The organism is Aeribacillus pallidus, assembly GCF_050478865.1.
Lineage (GTDB): Bacteria > Bacillota > Bacilli > Bacillales > JACDOC01 > JACDOC01.
Window position 1 is genome coordinate 52336 of record NZ_JBCNBW010000064.1, and the last position, 17945, is coordinate 70280.

Sequence of the window (17945 nt, forward strand, 5' to 3'; positions counted from 1 at the left end):
ACGGAAAGAGGGATTCAAAAAATCGACCGATTTGACGAGGCATTTTCCTTATTCATGCGGATGAGCTTATTGCATGGATTTGCGTACACTAATAGTACAGAAAGATTGGAAGGGAGTTATTCAACATGAAAATCGTCATTATAAACGGAAGTCCACGGAAAAATGGTCGAACTCGAAAAGCGGCAACTTATATAGCAAATCAATACAACATGACGCTTTTCGATTTAGCAACCCAACCTCTGCCTCTTTTTAACGGAGAAGAGGAGCAAAAGCATCATCCTCTTGTTCATAAGCTTCGAACATTAATGGAAGAGGCAGATGGTGTTCTATTAGCCTCACCCGAATACCATAGCGGCATGAGCGGTGCGTTAAAAAATGCGCTCGATTTTTTAAGTAGCGAGCAATTTGCACACAAACCGGTGGCCTTACTTGCTTGTGCTGGCGGTGGAAAAGGGGGCATCAACTGCTTAGCGAATATGCGCACCGTAGCTCGTGGTGTCTATGCCAATGTCATTCCTCGCCAACTCGTGTTAGATCCGGTCGATTTTGTAGGTGATACATTGACAGAAAGCGCTCAACAAAAAGTTCACGAATTAGTAGAAGAGCTTAAATTATACGCGGAAAAATCATAAGAAATACGTGTGGATTTTAAGAATAGTTTTTCAAGAAAGAGGTCTGTTGGTACGAAGTCAGTAAGTAAAATGTAGACTGGCATGTTAATTAGATAAACTGCAAGTGTAACTCGGCAAACGGCAAGTAAATTCAATGGAATGGAAAGTAAATCTCGTAAAACGGCAAGTAAATTCAATGAAATGGAAAGTAAAGTCACCTAGTAAATGAATGAATCTGCAAGTAAAATACCAAAATCAGTGAGCAATTTGCTGGAATTGGCGAGGAATGATTGAATTACGATAAAAAATCTTTATTGAAGAAACGTTAGTCATTTCTATCATGCACTTCCCATGTGGCCAATTAACCCCATTTTGTACCCCAGTTATCAACCAGCTCACATGTTTCAACGAAAGGGGAAAGAACATGAGCACATTAACTCGGGATAAACGGTTTCTTTTAATACTTTTCGCGAACGTTTTTTCATCCATTGGAACAGGAATTACGATGATTGCTGTGCCATGGTTGCTCGTGCAAGTGGATGGTGGAAAAGTGTTCGGGCAAATGGCGTTAACGATGACCATTATTCATTTTTTTCTTTCCCCATGGATTGGCCTAATGGTGGATCGTTTCTCTAGAAAAAAAATATTGCTTACCGGAGAAGCACTAGGATTTCTCGTTATCACGTTCTTTACCATTCAAGGGTTTATTTATGGGTACGAGACGATTCAACTATTGTTGATTTATGCGATAGGAACGCTTTATTACAATTTGTTTTATCCAACGATGTTTGCGTTTATCCAAGAGGTGTTTGATGAAGATGTTTACCATACGCTGAATGGAGCGATGGAAGTACAAGGTCAAGTTGCTTCGATGTTGGCAGGTGGAATTAGTAGTTTTTTACTGACAGTTGTTGATCTACAATGGATTTTACTTTTGGATGCGACTACATATTTACTCGCCTGTTTCCTTTTTTGGCTCATTCCTTATAAAAAAGGAGAGCGGGATGTTACCTCTCCATCCTTTTTCTCTAACATGCTGGAAGGGTTTCGTTATATGAAAAGACGACCGATGTTGTTTTTCCTTCTTCTCGGTTCGTTTATGCCGTTTATTGGTGTGATGATGACGAACTATTTGTTTCCAGTATACTTGTCGGAAGAATTACAAGTTAGTGGAACGGCGTATTCGTTGCAAACAACGGTATATGGCATTGGGGCAATTGTTGCCGGGCTAGCGATTCCAATCCTTGTTCGAAAATGGACTTCGATGAAAACGATCATGATGACCGTCACCTTGTATACGATTGGAATTACAAGCGTTCTTTTGTTTAAGCAACTGGCAATTTTTTATGTACTCGTATTTTTCATGGCGTTTGGAAATGCAGGTTCACGGGTGGCACGGAACACATTAGTCATGGAAATCGTCCCTAATCAAATTATAGGACGGGTGACGGCGTTATTTGGAGTCATTGGTCTAGGGATTCGAATCGTTTTGCTATCCACTTTTACGGCGCTCGTTTCCCACCAATTCGTGACCGTCAGCTTCTATATTTTATCCGTTATTCTTATTATTGCTACATTGGTCGTTTTTCTTTCAGCCCAACAATTGGTAAATCAATCATCCTTAAATAAAAACACGGCTATGTAACAAGCCGTGTTTTTTGATGGAAAGTTTCTTTTGTGTGTGATGGTTGCCTGTTTATGTCATCCACATAAATGTTTCTTCCAATTGCTGATTCGCTGCGGTTTCGTTGGCATGGTCAATATAACGTAACAATGCATATAATTTTCGTTCAATGACAGAATAATCATGTGAAAATTGGTAGGCACGCAAGAAATGTTCAATTTTTTTCGAAAGAAAGTCGTCTTTCGTTCGAACCATTAAGATGAGCAAGTTATCCCACTCTGAACGGTGGGTGTAATATAAAGCGCGATCGTAATCAACTTTGTTCAATGGTCATTCCTCCTTCGAAAGGAGTTAAGGATAGTGTATGAGAAAATCGAAGTTTGTTTCACTGAAAAAGTTGGTCATCCCGTCATAACGGCATTACCAATAAATGAATAGGGGATGGAAGTATGAAACATATTTTGTTTTGGATTGGCTGTTTTTTCTTTTTTACTCCCCTTGTACATGCGAATATACAAACAGATGTACCTTATTCATATTCACAGTTAGCAAATGATGTTCACCGATTTCAAAAACAATTTAATGAATCTGTTGTTGTGCAATCCATTGGAAAAAGTACGTTTGGACGAGACCTTTGGGCTTTTCGTTTAGGAAAAGGGAAGGATGTCATTTTAATCGTCGGTGCGCATCACGGACGCGAATGGCTATCCACAATGGTGATGATGAAAATGTTAGAAGAATATGCTCAAGCGTATCAACAGTCAACAGCCATAGGACCCTATCCATCGAGCTTACTAAATGAAGTATCCATTTGGTTTGTGCCGATGATCAATCCCGATGGTGTGTTGATTCAACAAAAAGGCCTTCATACCGTACCAAAGCGATGGAGAAACGCTGTCTGGATGATGAACGACTATTCGAACAACTTTCAACGATGGAAAGCAAATGGAATTGGTATTGACTTAAACCGGCAGTACGATGCAGGATGGAAGGAATTAGATACAGGTGTTCACTCTCCGTATTATCAATTTTATAAAGGACAGCGACCGTTTGAAGCGCGGGAAGTAAAAGCACTCGTTCGATCGATTCAGGGTTGGAAACCGTTGATTGCCATCAGCTACCATACATCCGGTCGTGAAATTTTTTGGTTCTACAATAATGGAAGATTTACACAAAGGGATCATCAATTAGCTATTAAGGTATTTCGTCTGACTCGGTACCCACTATCTACCCCCGATCCACATGCGATGGGGGCAGGGATGACCGATTGGTTTATTCAAACGTACCACAGACCGGCGATGACCATTGAATTAAGTCCGTATGTCGGGGAAACAAATCCACCGTTAACCATCTTTCCGGAAGAATACGAACGCAATCGACTCGTTGGGATGATGTTAGTTGCGGAAGCGAGAAAATTATTCCTACCGAATAAAGAACAGAACAATGAACAAAAATATAAATAATTCAATATTAATTGACAAGAACATATGTTCGATATTAAAATAAGGATAGAAAAAATTTCTATGGATGGAGAGGAGTTACCGTCATGAGAACCTTTTTGGCCGTTGTAGCTGGTTTAGTAGCTGGCGGAGTAGCCATTTTTTTTCTCGAAACGATTAGCCATATTTTTTATCCACCACCAGCGGACATAAACATCAATGATCCAGACGCACTTCGCGAATTCATTCAACAAGCACCTGTTGGAGCACTAGTACTAGTGGCTGTCGCCTGGGCAGTTGGCTCGTTTGTAGGTGGGTTGGTCACTCAACTCATTGCTAAACGTCATCAACGTCGCTTACCACTCGTCACGGGCGGAATCTTGATGGCCATGGGATTGTTGAATCTTATATTGTTACCGCATCCGATCTGGTTTTGGGTCGTCGGTCTAGCGGTTTATTTACCAATGGCGTATGTAGGGGGAAAAAGTGCTTTGGTTTTTAAACGGGAGTCGTAGGGAAAAGAATATAACTACAGAATTCAGTCGTTTACCTCCCAATTATGGCAACTTATTTTTATGTTTAAGTTTTAAAAAACATTGTTCTTTATTAGAACGTACCTTTAAAATAGACAGGTACGTGAAAGACTCTCGACATGTGTAAAATTGATCCAAATGACAAAGAACTAATCATTACATACATACAGTTTTTCTGTTAATTTCCGATTCGTCGTGAAAAAATCATAGAGGAGCTTCAATCTCGACCTAGATAAGAGCTTGGCATGTTGCCGGGCTTTTTTGCATGGTAAATGTAGAACAGAATAATGCTTTTCTGATGGCACAATATGTTGCACGTTATTAATGAACTTTCTATAAACCAAATAGACAAGATAACTAAAATCTAAGTGATTATGCCTACTTTTGTAACCAAGCGTCGCCAATCGAAACCTAAAAGAATAGAATGGAAAATCGAATAAAGAGCTATTTGAATTTTGGATTCGTGATTATTTGATTAGATGATGTTTTAGGTCATTTGGAAAAAGCTTTTGACACGAATAGCATTTGGTAATAAGGATACAAAAGAAATCAGTTGTCCTCTTTCTTCATACATTTGGGAGAATGATAAAAAAATTTAAAAATAAAGGAAGTGATTTTAATAAAAGCTTTCGTTTTTGATTGTGATGCAGGAAAACAAACAAATGCAATTGAACCTAATTTTAATCGTGTATCTGAGCTTTTTCATTTTTTAAATAAAGGTGTTTCTTATGAGTTATAAATGGTTGGAATGGGCAAAAAGGATTCAAGCATTATCTCAAGCAGGCTTAGCTTTTTCAAAAGACGTGTTCGACATCGAACGATTTCAAGAATTACGAAAGATAAGTGAAGAAATGATGCAAGAGTACACGGGATTAGAAATGCAAAAAATTAAGGATTTATTCACTAATGAATCAGGTTATCCAACACCTAAAATAGATGTTCGCGGAGTCGTATTTAAGGATAACAAAATCTTAATGGTAAAAGAAAAAATTGATAATCGATGGTCTTTACCAGGAGGTTTTTGCGACATAGGATTATCGCCAGCTGAAAATATAATTAAAGAAATAAAAGAAGAGTCTGGATACGATGTAGCTCCTAAAAAATTACTTGCTTTATTTGACATGAATAAACATCCTCACCCCCCTCAACCTTATCACTATTATAAATTGTTTATTCAATGTGAGATAATCGGTGGACAGGCAAGAAGCGGATTGGAAACAAAAGGGATCAGTTTTTATAGTGAAAATCAATTGCCATCACTTTCTTTGGGTAGAAATACAGAGTCTCAAATTAAAATGCTTTTTGAATTCCTACGAAATCCTAATAAGGAAGCAATCTTCGATTAACATTGATTGGACACCTATCCAGTGTTTATTGAGAAATGTTAGGACGGACGTGGATTGGACCAAAAAATAAAACCATAATGTAACTCACTTACTATTCTCATTTCATCAATTCCTCTTTTTTGTCATACATTGTGGTAAGACAAAAAAGGGGGAGAGGTCATGAGAGAAGAAGATCGAAAAGCCCTGGAACGAGCGATTTCGGAAATTACGGAAATCGCAAAAGGCTTTGGTCTAGATTTTTATCCGATGCGCTACGAAATTTGTCCAGCTGATATTATCTACACGTTCGGGGCTTACGGAATGCCAACGCGTTTTTCCCACTGGAGTTTTGGAAAGCAATTTTATAAGATGAAACTTCATTACGACTTAGGGTTAAGTAAAATTTACGAACTCGTGATTAACTCCGATCCGTGCTATGCCTTCTTATTAGATTCAAATTCGCTTATTCAAAATAAGCTCATTGTCGCCCACGTTTTAGCCCACTGTGATTTCTTTAAAAACAACGTTCGCTTCCAAAATACCAAGCGAGACATGGTCGAAAGTATGGCGGCTACTGCAGAACGCATTCGCAAGTATGAAATCCAATACGGTAAAAAAGAAGTCGAAAAGTTTATCGATGCGGTGTTAGCGATTGAGGAGCATATCGATCCATCGTTAATGCGTCCAAAACTTGCTTGGGATCTTACGGATGAAGAGTATGAAGACGAACCAACGCAGCAATCTACTCCATATGATGATTTATGGACCCTGGATGAAAAAGAGAAAAAACAAAAACCTGAACCGAGAAAGAAGAAAAAGAAGATTCCGCCACAACCAGAAAAAGATGTTGTCTTGTTTATTGAACAATATAGTCGTGAATTAAGCGACTGGCAGCGGGACATTATGACAATGATTCGTGAAGAAATGTTGTATTTCTGGCCACAACTCGAAACGAAGATCATGAATGAAGGCTGGGCTTCGTATTGGCACCAGCGCATCTTGCGTGAAATGGATTTAACAAGCGATGAAGCGATTGAGTTTGCGAAGTTAAATGCCGGAGTCGTGCAGCCGTCACGGACCAGCATCAATCCATACTACCTCGGATTAAAAATCTTCGAAGACATTGAAGAGCGCTATAACAACCCAACCGAAGAGATGAAAAAACGCGGCGTGCAGCCTAATTCGGGTCGGGAGAAAATTTTTGAAGTACGCGAAATCGAATCGGATATCTCGTTCTTACGGAACTACTTAACGAAAGAACTCGTTATGAGGGAAGATATGTACTTATTTCAAAAACAAGGGAAAGACTACCGAATCATCGACAAGGAATGGGAAAACGTTCGTGACCAACTCGTCAACATGCGCGTCAACGGGGGCTTTCCGTACATTACCGTCAACGACGGCGACTACATGCGCAACGGCGAGCTGTACTTAAAACATTGGTACGAAGGCATCGAACTTGATCTCAAATATTTAGAAAAAGTGTTACCGTACATTTACCAGCTCTGGGGACGTAACGTCCACCTCGAAACCGTCGTTGAAAACCGCAATATTCTCTTTACGTACGACGGTCGAAGCGTACAGCGAAAATATTTATAAGTCAGAAAAGAGAAAAGCCGCTGAAGGGTCAGCGGTTTTTTTATTGGTCTAGAATATCGGAATTGGCACATAAGGAGTTAGCGTTGGCTCATATTACGACAAGAGGATTTGTAACGCCTCTTGTTTTAAAGATACATAGAAAGTAATTTCTATATTGGGTTTTTATGGTAAAATAAACGTGCTCGCAAAATTGGATTTGAAGGAGTCTTAAAAAATGATGATAGATTATAAATTTCCTTTAATAATATTTGGGATTGTTTGGGGCATTTACAGAGCTATCAATATTATTTTAAAAATGAAATTTTCATTTAAAAGAGAACTAATAAAAGCTTTGTTTGCTTTTTCAGTCGTTGGAATTTATAGTGTTACGGTTTTTCCATTTCCTTTTTATACATACTTTGATAGCCATTTACCTTCACCTATCAATCTCATACCATTTGCAAGTATCTATGGTTCACTACATCATTTTTATTATATGGTTCCGATTAGAAATATTGGTGGAAACATTCTACTGTTTATTCCATTAGGATTCTCTCTCCCTTTTCGCTTTCAAATTCGAACCTTTTGGAAAGTGACACTCCTTGGATTGATTACTTCTTTTGTTGTTGAATGCTGTCAATTATTTATTCCGATGAGGTCGTTTGATGTGGATGACTTGATGTTAAATACGTTAGGGACAGGATTGGGTTTTTTACTATATAAATTGTTTGTGCAGTTTTTTTCCAAAAATCTTGAGGCGATGCAGCTAAAAGAAATAAGTAAAAATTGAGTTTTTTAAAATAAAAGCTATGTTATCTTTCATTGTTGATTTTTAGCAAGGTATTCACATGAAGCGAAAGGCGGCGACTCCAGCGGGATCAAGAAGCCGCAAGACCCTTACTTGAGCGTAGCGAGGGAAACGGCTTGCACCTTGCCCGCGGAAAACGTCAGCCTGTAGCGAAATGTATAAATATCAACAGATCGTTTAACAGACATTCATGCCAATTGCCATTGGAACATCGATGAATGAAATAACAGTCAAAGTTATCCACAGTTATTTTAAGGTAGAACCCAAATAAAAAGTCCTCAACACTTTTCAGGTGGGGCCTTACCTACTTTTAGTTCTTGTGTTAAAAGTTCCTCTGGTTCAACCCCCTATTATTTTTTAACAACGTATTTTTGTATAAGTAAAAAACTTATTGCCTTATATAAGTAAATCATTATATATTAATACATGGATATACTGGAGGTGCTCGTATGCAACATTCCACATTAAAAATCGAAAAAGTCGCGACGATCCTAAAATTATTAGGTGATAAAACCCGCCTAACAATGGTGAAACTGTTAGAAAAAAATGATTGTTGTGTCTGTGAGTTTGTGGAGATTTTTGAAATTAGTCAGCCAGCTATTAGTCAACATATTCGCAAATTAAAAGATGCTGGTATTGTGAAAGAAACGAGAAGAGGACAGTGGGTTTTTTACTCACTAATTAAAGATCATGATATGTATCCATTGATTCAACACATTCTACAGCATCTTCCAGAACAAGACGATAAGTTAAAAGAGTTGGAAGAGAAGGGGTTACGTATTTCTTGCTGTGAGTAGCCAAACATCAGGGGGAGCCAAAAATGAAAAAGAAGTTAATCAGTGAGTTTTTAGGCACGTACTTCCTCGTTTTTGCAGGGACGGGGGCTGTTGTTATTAATGAATTAACGAACAGCTTAACGCATGTGGGAATTGCGATTACGTTTGGGCTTGTGGTGATGGCGTTAATTTATACGTTTGGGCATATTTCGGGAGCTCATTTTAATCCTGCGGTGACCATAGGATTTTACATCAATGGAGATATCAGCATAAAGGACGGGATTTATTATATCATTAGTCAATTTCTTGCAGCTATCGCCGCCAGTGCCACTTTGTGCTATTTGTTTGGAAACGTGGCGTCTCTTGGGGCCACTTTACCAAGAGAGACATGGTCTCAATCGTTTGTGTTAGAATTCATTCTTACCTTTTTCTTAATGCTTGTTATTTTTGGATCGGCGGTGCATGGGAAAGCGGTGAAGTCCTTTGCTGGAATTGCGATTGGGGCAACGGTCGGGTTAGAGGCGATGTTTGGTGGCCCGATTTCGGGTGCTTCGATGAATCCTGCTAGATCGCTCGGTCCAGCAGTGGTATCCGGTACATTGGAACATTTATGGGTTTATCTTGTCGCAACGACATTAGGAGCCGTCATTGCGACAATCTTATATAAAACTTTACACGATTAAGAGAGGGATTTCATTATGGCGAAAAAAACAATCTATTTCTTATGCACAGGTAACTCTTGCCGCAGTCAAATGGCCGAAGGATGGGCGAAAAAATATTTAGGTGACGAGTGGAATGTATATAGTGCAGGTATTGAAGCGCATGGCTTAAATCCGAACGCAGTAAAAGCGATGCAAGAAGTGGGAATCGATATTTCAAATCAAACATCCGATGTAATTGACCCTGAAATTCTAAATCATGCTGATTTAGTTGTTACTCTTTGTGGCCATGCAGCAGACAACTGCCCAGTGACACCTCCTCATGTAAAAAGAGTACATTGGGGCTTCGATGACCCAGCAAAAGCAGAAGGAACAGAAGAAGAAAAATGGGCTGTCTTCCAACGTGTCCGCGATGAAATTGGTGAGCGAATTAAACGTTTTGCAGAAACTGGTGAATAATGAAAAAAGGAGGGCGAACTCCCCGTATTGGAGAGTTCGCCCTTTTCGGTTGTAAAAAAACAATCATCGTAGTTTGGAACATAGGAAAGCTTCTCTTAGTAAGTTCATTTAAGTTGCAGCTGGAGCGGTAAGCTGAAGCATCACTCCGAAGATTATTTGGTCGTACTCTATCAATTGAGCTAAGCCGGCATGTTGGTTTTATTTATGACTGTTGGATTATAGTGATCTGAAGGAAAGCTAGTTAGTATTTGGCTAAAAGTTTTTTGAAAAGGAGTGAAGTTACTTCGCCTTCTACTCTTTTTGTGTGCTTATCCCCCCATTATATGAGCTAAATAATAATAAAAACCCCAGACACCTAAAGAACTAAAACTACTTAATAGGACTGCAAGCGATAAAAATACGTTTGCATTGGATTCACTTTTATAACGATACATAAACGTAATTGATAGAATGATACCAGCAACGAAACAAATTGGCCATACTAGCTGTAAAGTACCAAAGGGAAATCCAGTATCTATTAGGTAACCTACTATAAAGACAAGATTGACCAATAATAATACAGGAAGAATTATTTTCTTCATTTCCACTTTCACCTTTTTCTTCGAAAATTAGGATAAAGAGAACTTTTTGTATAATTTTAACATAAGGCTATGTTATATGTCATTGTTGATTTTTAGCAAGTTATTCACACGGCGGAGACTCCAGCGGGAACAGCAAGAGTACGATAGGAAAACCAAAATTTCCGATTGCTTTAATGTAGCCATTTTTTATCTCTCCTTATCAGAATTTGGCACATCCAACTGTTTAACAATAGTTCTAAATTTCTAAAATAGATTAAGATAATTCAGAAAAAAATATTAAAATTGTTTGAAAAGCTGATAAAATATTGAATTGGAAAATATTTGTGGGAGTGAATACTTTTGCGAACTAACATGTATTTTGTTCGGCATGCCCATTCTACATATACACCTGATGAAGTTGGAAGACCCTTATCCGAACGAGGGTTGGTTGACGCGGAAAAAGTTACTGAATTACTAAAAAAAGAAGAAATTGATATGGTCATTTCAAGTCCGTATAAAAGAGCCATTCAGACAGTGGAGGGAATAGCTAAATTTTTAGGTAAAGAGGTTGTAATAGAGGATGGTTTTAAAGAACGAACATTGGCTGAGAAACCTGTTGAAGACTTTAATCAAGCTATTACGAAGGTATGGGAGGATGTACATTTTTCTTGGGAAGGAGGAGAATCTAATATCCTCGCTCAAGAAAGAGGGGTTAAAACGACCTTTCGGATATTGGAAAAGTATGAAGGGAAAAACATTGTCATAGGTACTCATGGCAACATCATGGTTTTAATCATGAATCATTTCGATCACCAATATGATTTTCATTTTTGGAAAAAACTTGATATGCCAGACATCTATAAATTAACTTTTGAGCAAAAGAAGCTGATAGATGTTCAAAGAATATGGGGGGAAAAATAGGGTAATTAGTACATTAAAGTATAATCAAATGAAAAGAAAAATTTTGTTGATTTAATAAAAAATGGATGGAATAAGATGATATGGATTAAAATTTATATAAAAAGGGGAAGATGTGATGTCAAGTAATGAGAAAGCGGTATCGACAGAATATTTAAAAGTAATAAAGTCACGGTTTATAAGTATGAAAGATACGGCAGAAAAGACATTCGAACAACTTGATGATCAAGATTTGTTTTGGTATCCAAATGAAAACTCCAACAGCATTGCAGTCATTGTTAAGCATATGAGCGGGAATATGATATCTCGGTGGACGGACATTTTACATTCAGATGGTGAAAAGCCATATAGAGATCGGGATGGCGAATTTGAACATACGATTTCGAGTCGAAAAGAGCTATACGAAGTTTGGAATAAAGGTTGGGATGTATTCTTTAAGGCAATTGATTCGCTTACAGAAGAACATCTCCTTCATGTCATTTACATTCGAAAAGAACCTCATACGGTAATTGAAGCCATTGAAAGGCAAATGTATCACTATTCCTACCATATTGGGCAAATCGTTTATATCGCCAAACTGCTAAAATCTGATCAATGGAGATGTTTAACCATTCCTCGAAACAAAAAGTCCACCTCTTAAATCTTATACCAATTTATTGCATTTTTATAGAAAACCTTCTTAGCCCCTTCGTCCCCAAGAACATCATATATAAGTTCCATATCTGATGTTTGAAATGGTCTTTTCGCCCTTGTTGAAGGTAAATCTGTCCCAAACATAAGGGCATCAGGATTAACAGAGAATATTTTACGAAGGGCTTCTTCTACGTTTAACTCCACTCGACCAAAACCCGTGGCTTTTACTCTGACCCCTTTTTCAACTAGAGCTAACAAAGTGTAAAATCCTTCTTTCGTTAACCCAAGATGATCAATGGAAACAGCCGGAAGGTTTTCAACTATCTTTGTGAAATGTACTAATGATGCAGAATCAATGTATAACTCGGAATGCCAGCCGACCAGTTCATACACTCTTCTGGCCATGTAGTCTAAACGGGAAAGATCTTTTAATACGCCACGTTTGACATTAAAACGGATCGCTCTTACACCGAGTTGATGAAGTCTCATTATTTCTTCATCCGATGTATCGTCAGGCAGTTGGGTGACACCGACAAAATGTTCCCCGAGTGTTTGAAGTGCATTGATTAAATAAGATTGATCAAATCCTTGAAACGAACCGGATACGATAGCCCCACCAATTACATTAAAATCTTTCACTCGATCTAAATAGTCTTCACAGGTAAAATCATCAGGCATAAAACCTTGATTCACTATTAACGGAAACCTCGAATCAATAATGTGGAAATGAGCATCAAAAATCTGAATGGTTCTCTCCCCCTTAAACCTTATTGCTATAATTTTACAGAATCAGTTGGGCAAGAAAAATAAGTGAATCGTTATAACAAACAATAACTACATCTTATTAATGAAAAAGTACCGCTATAGATAAAATTTCCCTTGTATTTTTCTGTATATCGTATTTAATTTCCCCTACTAATGAGGTAATATCTAAATACTGACATTTTCTCAACTGTATAGGTAAAAGCTTCATACAAAAGGAAGGGAACAACATTGAAACACATTCCAACGCTAATTCAAATTGATCAGATTACTAGAGAAGAAATGCCACATTATTACGATGTGGCCATTGTGATGAACAAACTAAAAGAAGCCCTTTTTACACATACAGGGGAACAGTTTTCCTTATTTTCTTATAGTGAAAATATGGATGAATTATTAGAAATGATTCAGGAAACGATATTGAATGATGCAAATGAAGCCACGTTGATCGGTTATATTTTTGATAGTTTGGAAAAAGGTAGAATAAAGTACAGTACGCTCCATGGCGATAAAAAGTTTATTGAAGAACCATTGCTAAATAATGCACTTTACTATTTTCCTAAGTTTGGAGTTGCCGTCGCGAAGCTCCCTATTTACCAAAGCCATGAAGATTATGAAGAGACGTTCCTTTTTGCAAAAGAGGGGAAAGCCATTATTTCTTTTCTTGACTATTTGTATGAAAAGCAACGAGAAAGTATGAAAGGGTATATTAATGTCATCGTTGCTACGGATGATGGTATTCAACGTAGTAAAGAAGAATTTACGTATCAAATCAAACGGGAGGATGTTTTACTAGAGGAACCTATTAAAAAAGAAATTTTCCGTTCTATTGATGAATTTTTCCTTAATGAAGGAGAATTTTTCAAAAAGTATAATTTACCTTATAAACGGGGGATTCTTTTATACGGGGCACCAGGAAACGGAAAAACTACCCTTGTAAAATCAATTGCAGGTAGTACCCCTGCACCGGTTGTGTATTGGCAAATTACGGAATTCACATACAGTTATACTATTAAAGAAGTGTTTTCGACTGTATCAAAATTAGCGCCTGTCATTCTCGTGATTGAAGACATTGACTCCATGCCAGAAGAATCACGTTCGGTTTTCTTAAATACGTTGGATGGTGCTTCGACGAAAGAAGGAATTTTCTTAATCGGTACAACGAATTATCCTGAAAAAATTGACCCGGCTTTAATCAATCGAGCAGGGCGATTTGACCGAGCCTACGAAATCAAACTGCCGAATCAAGAAACGCGTAGCCTTTATTTACGCAAAAAGAAAATTACAGAGTTTATTTCTGAAGCCGAGTTTAATTATTTAATCAAGCAAACAGAGGGGCTCTCGATTGCTCAATTAAACGAATTATATACGATGGTAGCCTTACAATGGCATTACGATAAGCAGGTTGATTTGCACTCTATTATTAAAGATCTGCAAACAAACAATAGACGGACGTGGCGACAAGAGTGGCTTGAAAATCCGGTTCATTCTTCCATTGGATTTGGTGACTAAAAATGGTCAAACATCCCCTAGAGGTTCATTGCTAGGGGATGTTACAAAAATATTAGGATCTTCTTTTTTGGTAGGCGATTAAAACAATTTCCTCTCCCGTTTCTTGTCTAAATTTTTCTTCTACATTTTTTAATTCGTTTACCGTTTTCTCATTTAATTTCGCCACAGGAAATCTATCTTTTTCCACAACCATCCCTCTTTTCGTTTTTCATCTATCTTGTCCGGTTTAGATGTGGACTATTCACACTTTGGAGGTCAAAAATGAGCCATTTAGAAAAATTACTCACTATTCAAGTTCAGCCAATGAAAAAAGACATGATTCCAACATCAGAAGATGAGGGGATTTTTGATTATTTCGGACGGACTATTCCTTTACAAGTGCCATCGATTTTTAATTCCACATGAAACGTTTCGTCAAAAATGTAATTGAAAAGATTGTCCAGTTTTTAATAACAACATACGGAGTGACCATTTTGAGTGACATGAAAAAAGTAAAATCAGCAAATGAACCGAGATTTTCAACTGTAGATTCTTTTTTGAGGTACATTCCGAACAACATTAACATTGAGAGATGGAACGAAGACGGATCTCCGGAGGAATGAAAAATCACAATGGGGGGAAAAATATGAAAAAAATCATGGTCGTTGGGGTATCGCCAGGCGTAGGGAAGACGACGTTTGCCAGGCGTTTAGGGGAAGCGCTTAACATACCGGTCTATCATTTAGACAAATACTACTGGAAGCCGGGATGGGTTGAGTCTCCATTAGAAGAATTTCGAGCAGCTCAACTAGAAATCGTCAAACAAGAAAAGTGGATCATTGAAGGAAATTATACCAATACATATGATGTTCGGGTTCCTCATGCAGATACGATTATTTATTTAGAGCTTTCATTAATACGATGCCTGTTTCGAGTTTTCAAACGAACGTATTCTAATCTTGGAAAAAACCGCAATGACTTAGGAGAAGGATGCCCTGAACGATTTAAATGGGAATTTTTTCACTATATCCTAACCACTCATCGTCGGCGCAAAAAAGCGATGCCGGAACGTCTACGGGAAATGCAGCTTACTGGAACACAGAAAACAATTGTGGTGTTGAAAAGTAAAAAGGACATAGAGACATATCTAAAGAAGATAAAAGAAAGTCGAATTCCCAATTAAGAACATATGCCGAAATCGTTTCCACATAGAGTGTACAACTATTCAGTGTGAAAAATTGTAGAATTCGAAGGAATGAATATATGAAAAAATAGTCCTTATTACTTATAAAATCGACAATTCTTAATATTGACGATTATTTTTCTGAATATTAAAATTTTATTAACAAATTATGTGAGCTATGCTTGTTTTTATTATGATGAAAGGACATCCCCGTTTTCTCATATAGAGAGGCGGGGTTTTTTCGTCATAAGGGAGGTTTTTATGAAAAAATCATTGAAATTAAGGAGTGTGTGGCTATTGATTTTTGGGCTGTTAAGGATAGGCCTTAATCAAGACAAACAAGTCGTTAATATTGCTAGTACAGAAAATGATGTGAATTTTACATCCGATGTCATTTATCAAATTGTGGTGGACCGTTTTTACGATGGGAATACAAGTAATAATCCAACTGAAAGCTTATATAGCAAAAATTGTACTAATTTACGAAAATATTGTGGTGGAGATTGGCAAGGGATTATTGACAAACTTAAGGACGGATATTTAACGGACATGGGAATCACTGCAATCTGGATTTCCCAGCCGGTTGAAAATGTTTACTCTATCATGAATGATGCTGCAGGTACCACCTCTTATCATGGCTATTGGGCACGTGATTTTAAAAAGACGAATCCATTCTTTGGGGATGTAGCGAAGTTCCGTGAATTAATTTCAACAGCTCATGCCCATGGTATAAAAGTAATCATTGATTTTGCACCCAATCATACATCGCCTGCTTCCGAGGATGACCCTTCGTATATGGAAAATGGTCGTTTATATGATAACGGTGTACTGATAGGAGGCTATACACACGATACTTCAGGATATTTCCATCATAACGGAGGCACTGACTTTTCGACAGGGGAGGATAGTATTTTTCGAAACTTATTTGACTTAGCCGATTTTAATCATCAACAACCAGTTATTGATCAATATTTTAAAGATGCAATCAAAATGTGGCTTGATTTAGGAATCGACGGCATTCGGATGGACGCGGTGAAACATATGCCATTTGGATGGCAAAAGTCATTCATGGATAAAATTTATGATCATCGACCCGTCTTTACATTTGGAGAATGGTTTTTATCAGAAAATGAAGTTGATCCAGCAATTCATATGTTTGCCAATGAATCTGGGATGAGTTTATTAGACTTTCGTTTTGGACAAAAATTACGTCAAGTGTTACGAGACAATACAGATAGTTGGTATGGATTTGATCAAATGATTCAAGATACTGCGAATGCATATGATGAAGTGATTGATCAAGTCACCTTTATCGATAACCACGACATGGACCGTTTTATGATCGAAGGCGGTGATTCGCGGACCGTCGATATGGCATTGGCCGTCCTTTTAACATCCCGAGGGATCCCAACGATTTATTACGGAACGGAACAATATCTAACGGGAAACGGTGACCCGAATAACCGAAAAATGATGACGTCATTTCATAAAAACACGAGAGCATACCAAATTATTCAGCGTCTAGCTCAATTACGAACGTCCAATCCAGCTTTAGCATATGGAGATACACAACAAAGATGGATGAATCATGATGTCTATATTTATGAACGTCAATTTGGTAACGACGTAGTCCTCGTAGCCATTAATCGTAGTTCCAATGAATCCTATCATATTACCGGATTATTTACGGATTTACCATCTGGAACGTATAGGGATGAGTTAGCCGGATTATTAAACGGAAACGCCATAACGGTAAACAGTGATAAATCCGTATCACCTTTTACGTTAAGTGCCGGAGAAGTCGGAGTATGGTCTTATTCTAAAAAGGAGACTTTACCTCATATTGGGCATGTGGGCCCGATGATGGGACAGGTCGGACATAGTGTAACCATTGATGGTGAAGGGTTTGGTGTATCACCAGGTGAAGTGTTATTCGGTTCCGCTTCGGCTACAATTGTTTCATGGACAGATCATCAAATTATTGCAAAGGTTCCAATAGTTACACCTGGTATTTACGATATAACAGTAAAAAATGCAAGCGGTACATCAAGTAATTCGTACGACAAATTTGAAGTATTAACGAACGATCAAGTGTCTGTTCGATTTGTTGTTCACAATGCGTATACCAATTGGGGAGAGAATGTGTATTTAGTCGGTAATGTACATGAACTAGGAAATTGGGACCCAAATAAAGCCATTGGTCCGTTATTTAACCAAGTGATTTATTCGTATCCTTCCTGGTATATCGATGTTAGCGTTCCAGAAGGAACTTCGCTTGAATTTAAATTTATTAAAAAGGATGCAAGCGGAAACGTCATTTGGGAAAGTGGTTCGAACCATACGTATACGACACCAGTTGGTACAACTGGAGAAGTTAGCGTGCAATGGAGATAAAAAAGGTGGGAAAACGCTTTTTGGTGTTTTCCTTTTTTATTGTTCCCAAGAAATGATAACGTAAAGATTTTGATTTTATCAAAAAAGGCAAGGATTTCTGGATTAAATATGAAAGTTTTTCTATTAAAAATGATTACTTGCCAAATGAGAACTTGCTGGAATGAATAAATTACTTGCCAGTATAAGAATTTT

General features: G+C 37.7%; 20 protein-coding genes. 16 read left to right on the plus strand and 4 right to left on the minus strand.

Features of this window, described 5'->3' with window-relative positions; all coding sequences use genetic code 11:
• Nucleotides 1-125: 125 nt before the first annotated feature.
• The gene (locus ABES52_RS13965) at nucleotides 126-632 is read left to right on the plus strand and encodes an NADPH-dependent FMN reductase (RefSeq protein ID WP_429651795.1); all 507 of its coding nucleotides are present in this window, start codon (nucleotides 126-128) and stop codon (nucleotides 630-632) included.
• Nucleotides 633-1035: 403 nt separating this feature from the next.
• The gene (locus ABES52_RS13970; protein WP_429651796.1) at nucleotides 1036-2256 is read left to right on the plus strand and encodes an MFS transporter; all 1221 of its coding nucleotides are present in this window, start codon (nucleotides 1036-1038) and stop codon (nucleotides 2254-2256) included.
• Nucleotides 2257-2307: 51 nt separating this feature from the next.
• On the opposite strand, the gene ABES52_RS13975 is transcribed toward ABES52_RS13970, so the two are convergent.
• Nucleotides 2308-2562, minus strand: a complete 255-nt coding sequence (locus ABES52_RS13975; RefSeq protein ID WP_429651797.1) for a YhdB family protein — start codon at nucleotides 2560-2562, stop codon at nucleotides 2308-2310.
• A 122-nt stretch (nucleotides 2563-2684) separates the two neighbouring features.
• On the opposite strand from ABES52_RS13975, the gene ABES52_RS13980 reads away from it, so the two are divergent.
• The 8 genes from ABES52_RS13980 (at nucleotide 2685) to arsC (ending at nucleotide 9812) form a co-directional block, all read left to right on the plus strand.
• Nucleotides 2685-3698 (plus strand): M14 family zinc carboxypeptidase, encoded by a 1014-nt coding sequence (locus ABES52_RS13980; RefSeq protein WP_429651798.1) that lies wholly within the window; start codon nucleotides 2685-2687, stop codon nucleotides 3696-3698.
• A gap of 83 nt (nucleotides 3699-3781) precedes the next feature.
• Complete coding sequence (locus ABES52_RS13985; RefSeq protein WP_429651799.1) at nucleotides 3782-4189, plus strand: hypothetical protein; 408 nt, start codon at nucleotides 3782-3784, stop codon at nucleotides 4187-4189.
• Nucleotides 4190-4935: 746 nt separating this feature from the next.
• Nucleotides 4936-5553: an NUDIX hydrolase gene (locus ABES52_RS13990; RefSeq protein ID WP_429651800.1), complete on the plus strand. Its 618-nt coding sequence runs from the start codon at nucleotides 4936-4938 to the stop codon at nucleotides 5551-5553.
• 159 nt (nucleotides 5554-5712) lie between these two features.
• Complete coding sequence (locus ABES52_RS13995; RefSeq protein WP_429651801.1) at nucleotides 5713-7131, plus strand: SpoVR family protein; 1419 nt, start codon at nucleotides 5713-5715, stop codon at nucleotides 7129-7131.
• 214 nt (nucleotides 7132-7345) lie between these two features.
• Nucleotides 7346-7900 carry a VanZ family protein gene (locus ABES52_RS14000; RefSeq protein WP_429651802.1) on the plus strand — a complete coding sequence of 185 codons (555 nt, stop codon included), beginning with the start codon at nucleotides 7346-7348 and terminating at the stop codon, nucleotides 7898-7900.
• Nucleotides 7901-8367: 467 nt separating this feature from the next.
• Complete coding sequence (locus tag ABES52_RS14005; RefSeq protein WP_429651803.1) at nucleotides 8368-8715, plus strand: ArsR/SmtB family transcription factor; 348 nt, start codon at nucleotides 8368-8370, stop codon at nucleotides 8713-8715.
• Nucleotides 8716-8738: 23 nt separating this feature from the next.
• Nucleotides 8739-9377, plus strand: a complete 639-nt coding sequence (locus ABES52_RS14010) for an MIP/aquaporin family protein (protein WP_429651804.1) — start codon at nucleotides 8739-8741, stop codon at nucleotides 9375-9377.
• Nucleotides 9378-9392: 15 nt separating this feature from the next.
• Complete coding sequence (gene arsC, locus ABES52_RS14015) at nucleotides 9393-9812, plus strand: arsenate reductase (thioredoxin) (RefSeq protein WP_429651805.1); 420 nt, start codon at nucleotides 9393-9395, stop codon at nucleotides 9810-9812.
• 308 nt (nucleotides 9813-10120) lie between these two features.
• Here arsC and ABES52_RS14020 read toward each other — a convergent pair whose 3' ends face one another.
• Nucleotides 10121-10393 (minus strand): hypothetical protein, encoded by a 273-nt coding sequence (locus ABES52_RS14020; protein ID WP_429651806.1) that lies wholly within the window; start codon nucleotides 10391-10393, stop codon nucleotides 10121-10123.
• Between the two features lie 339 nt (nucleotides 10394-10732).
• On the opposite strand from ABES52_RS14020, the gene ABES52_RS14025 reads away from it, so the two are divergent.
• Entirely contained in the window at nucleotides 10733-11293 is a 561-nt protein-coding gene (locus ABES52_RS14025; protein WP_429651807.1) for a histidine phosphatase family protein, read from the plus strand.
• Between the two features lie 115 nt (nucleotides 11294-11408).
• Nucleotides 11409-11930 carry a DUF1572 family protein gene (locus ABES52_RS14030; protein WP_429651808.1) on the plus strand — a complete coding sequence of 174 codons (522 nt, stop codon included), beginning with the start codon at nucleotides 11409-11411 and terminating at the stop codon, nucleotides 11928-11930.
• Here ABES52_RS14030 and ABES52_RS14035 read toward each other — a convergent pair.
• Complete coding sequence (locus ABES52_RS14035; RefSeq protein WP_429651849.1) at nucleotides 11927-12670, minus strand: amidohydrolase family protein; 744 nt, start codon at nucleotides 12668-12670, stop codon at nucleotides 11927-11929. The two genes, ABES52_RS14030 and ABES52_RS14035, sit on opposite strands and share 4 nt — an antisense overlap.
• Nucleotides 12671-12916: 246 nt before the next feature.
• Here ABES52_RS14035 and ABES52_RS14040 point away from each other — a divergent pair, with 246 nt between their 5' ends.
• Nucleotides 12917-14197 carry an AAA family ATPase gene (locus tag ABES52_RS14040; RefSeq protein ID WP_429651809.1) on the plus strand — a complete coding sequence of 427 codons (1281 nt, stop codon included), beginning with the start codon at nucleotides 12917-12919 and terminating at the stop codon, nucleotides 14195-14197.
• A 52-nt stretch (nucleotides 14198-14249) separates the two neighbouring features.
• Here ABES52_RS14040 and ABES52_RS14045 read toward each other — a convergent pair whose 3' ends face one another.
• Nucleotides 14250-14384 carry a hypothetical protein gene (locus ABES52_RS14045; RefSeq protein ID WP_429651852.1) on the minus strand — a complete coding sequence of 45 codons (135 nt, stop codon included), beginning with the start codon at nucleotides 14382-14384 and terminating at the stop codon, nucleotides 14250-14252.
• A gap of 74 nt (nucleotides 14385-14458) precedes the next feature.
• On the opposite strand from ABES52_RS14045, the gene ABES52_RS14050 reads away from it, so the two are divergent.
• The 3 genes from ABES52_RS14050 to ABES52_RS14060 all read left to right on the plus strand — a co-directional run bounded on the left by ABES52_RS14050 (nucleotide 14459) and on the right by ABES52_RS14060 (nucleotide 17753).
• Nucleotides 14459-14602, plus strand: coding sequence for a hypothetical protein (locus ABES52_RS14050; RefSeq protein ID WP_429651810.1), 144 nt, complete (start codon nucleotides 14459-14461; stop codon nucleotides 14600-14602).
• Nucleotides 14603-14822: 220 nt separating this feature from the next.
• Nucleotides 14823-15359, plus strand: coding sequence for a P-loop NTPase family protein (locus ABES52_RS14055; protein ID WP_429651811.1), 537 nt, complete (start codon nucleotides 14823-14825; stop codon nucleotides 15357-15359).
• Nucleotides 15360-15620: 261 nt separating this feature from the next.
• Nucleotides 15621-17753, plus strand: coding sequence for an alpha-amylase family glycosyl hydrolase (locus ABES52_RS14060; RefSeq protein WP_429651812.1), 2133 nt, complete (start codon nucleotides 15621-15623; stop codon nucleotides 17751-17753).
• The last annotated feature ends 192 nt before the right edge of the window (nucleotides 17754-17945 follow it).

Coding starts and splice junctions, on each gene's coding strand:
- ABES52_RS13965 (WP_429651795.1), top strand. CDS start 126: ATGAAAATCGTCATTATAAACGGAAGTCCACGGAAAAATGGTCGAACT.
- ABES52_RS13970 (WP_429651796.1), top strand. CDS start 1,036: ATGAGCACATTAACTCGGGATAAACGGTTTCTTTTAATACTTTTCGCG.
- ABES52_RS13980 (WP_429651798.1), top strand. CDS start 2,685: ATGAAACATATTTTGTTTTGGATTGGCTGTTTTTTCTTTTTTACTCCC.
- ABES52_RS13985 (WP_429651799.1), top strand. CDS start 3,782: ATGAGAACCTTTTTGGCCGTTGTAGCTGGTTTAGTAGCTGGCGGAGTA.
- ABES52_RS13990 (WP_429651800.1), top strand. CDS start 4,936: ATGAGTTATAAATGGTTGGAATGGGCAAAAAGGATTCAAGCATTATCT.
- ABES52_RS13995 (WP_429651801.1), top strand. CDS start 5,713: ATGAGAGAAGAAGATCGAAAAGCCCTGGAACGAGCGATTTCGGAAATT.
- ABES52_RS14000 (WP_429651802.1), top strand. CDS start 7,346: ATGATGATAGATTATAAATTTCCTTTAATAATATTTGGGATTGTTTGG.
- ABES52_RS14005 (WP_429651803.1), top strand. CDS start 8,368: ATGCAACATTCCACATTAAAAATCGAAAAAGTCGCGACGATCCTAAAA.
- ABES52_RS14010 (WP_429651804.1), top strand. CDS start 8,739: ATGAAAAAGAAGTTAATCAGTGAGTTTTTAGGCACGTACTTCCTCGTT.
- arsC (WP_429651805.1), top strand. CDS start 9,393: ATGGCGAAAAAAACAATCTATTTCTTATGCACAGGTAACTCTTGCCGC.
- ABES52_RS14020 (WP_429651806.1), bottom strand. CDS start 10,393: ATGAAGAAAATAATTCTTCCTGTATTATTATTGGTCAATCTTGTCTTT.
- ABES52_RS14030 (WP_429651808.1), top strand. CDS start 11,409: ATGTCAAGTAATGAGAAAGCGGTATCGACAGAATATTTAAAAGTAATA.
- ABES52_RS14050 (WP_429651810.1), top strand. CDS start 14,459: ATGAGCCATTTAGAAAAATTACTCACTATTCAAGTTCAGCCAATGAAA.
- ABES52_RS14055 (WP_429651811.1), top strand. CDS start 14,823: ATGAAAAAAATCATGGTCGTTGGGGTATCGCCAGGCGTAGGGAAGACG.
- ABES52_RS14060 (WP_429651812.1), top strand. CDS start 15,621: ATGAAAAAATCATTGAAATTAAGGAGTGTGTGGCTATTGATTTTTGGG.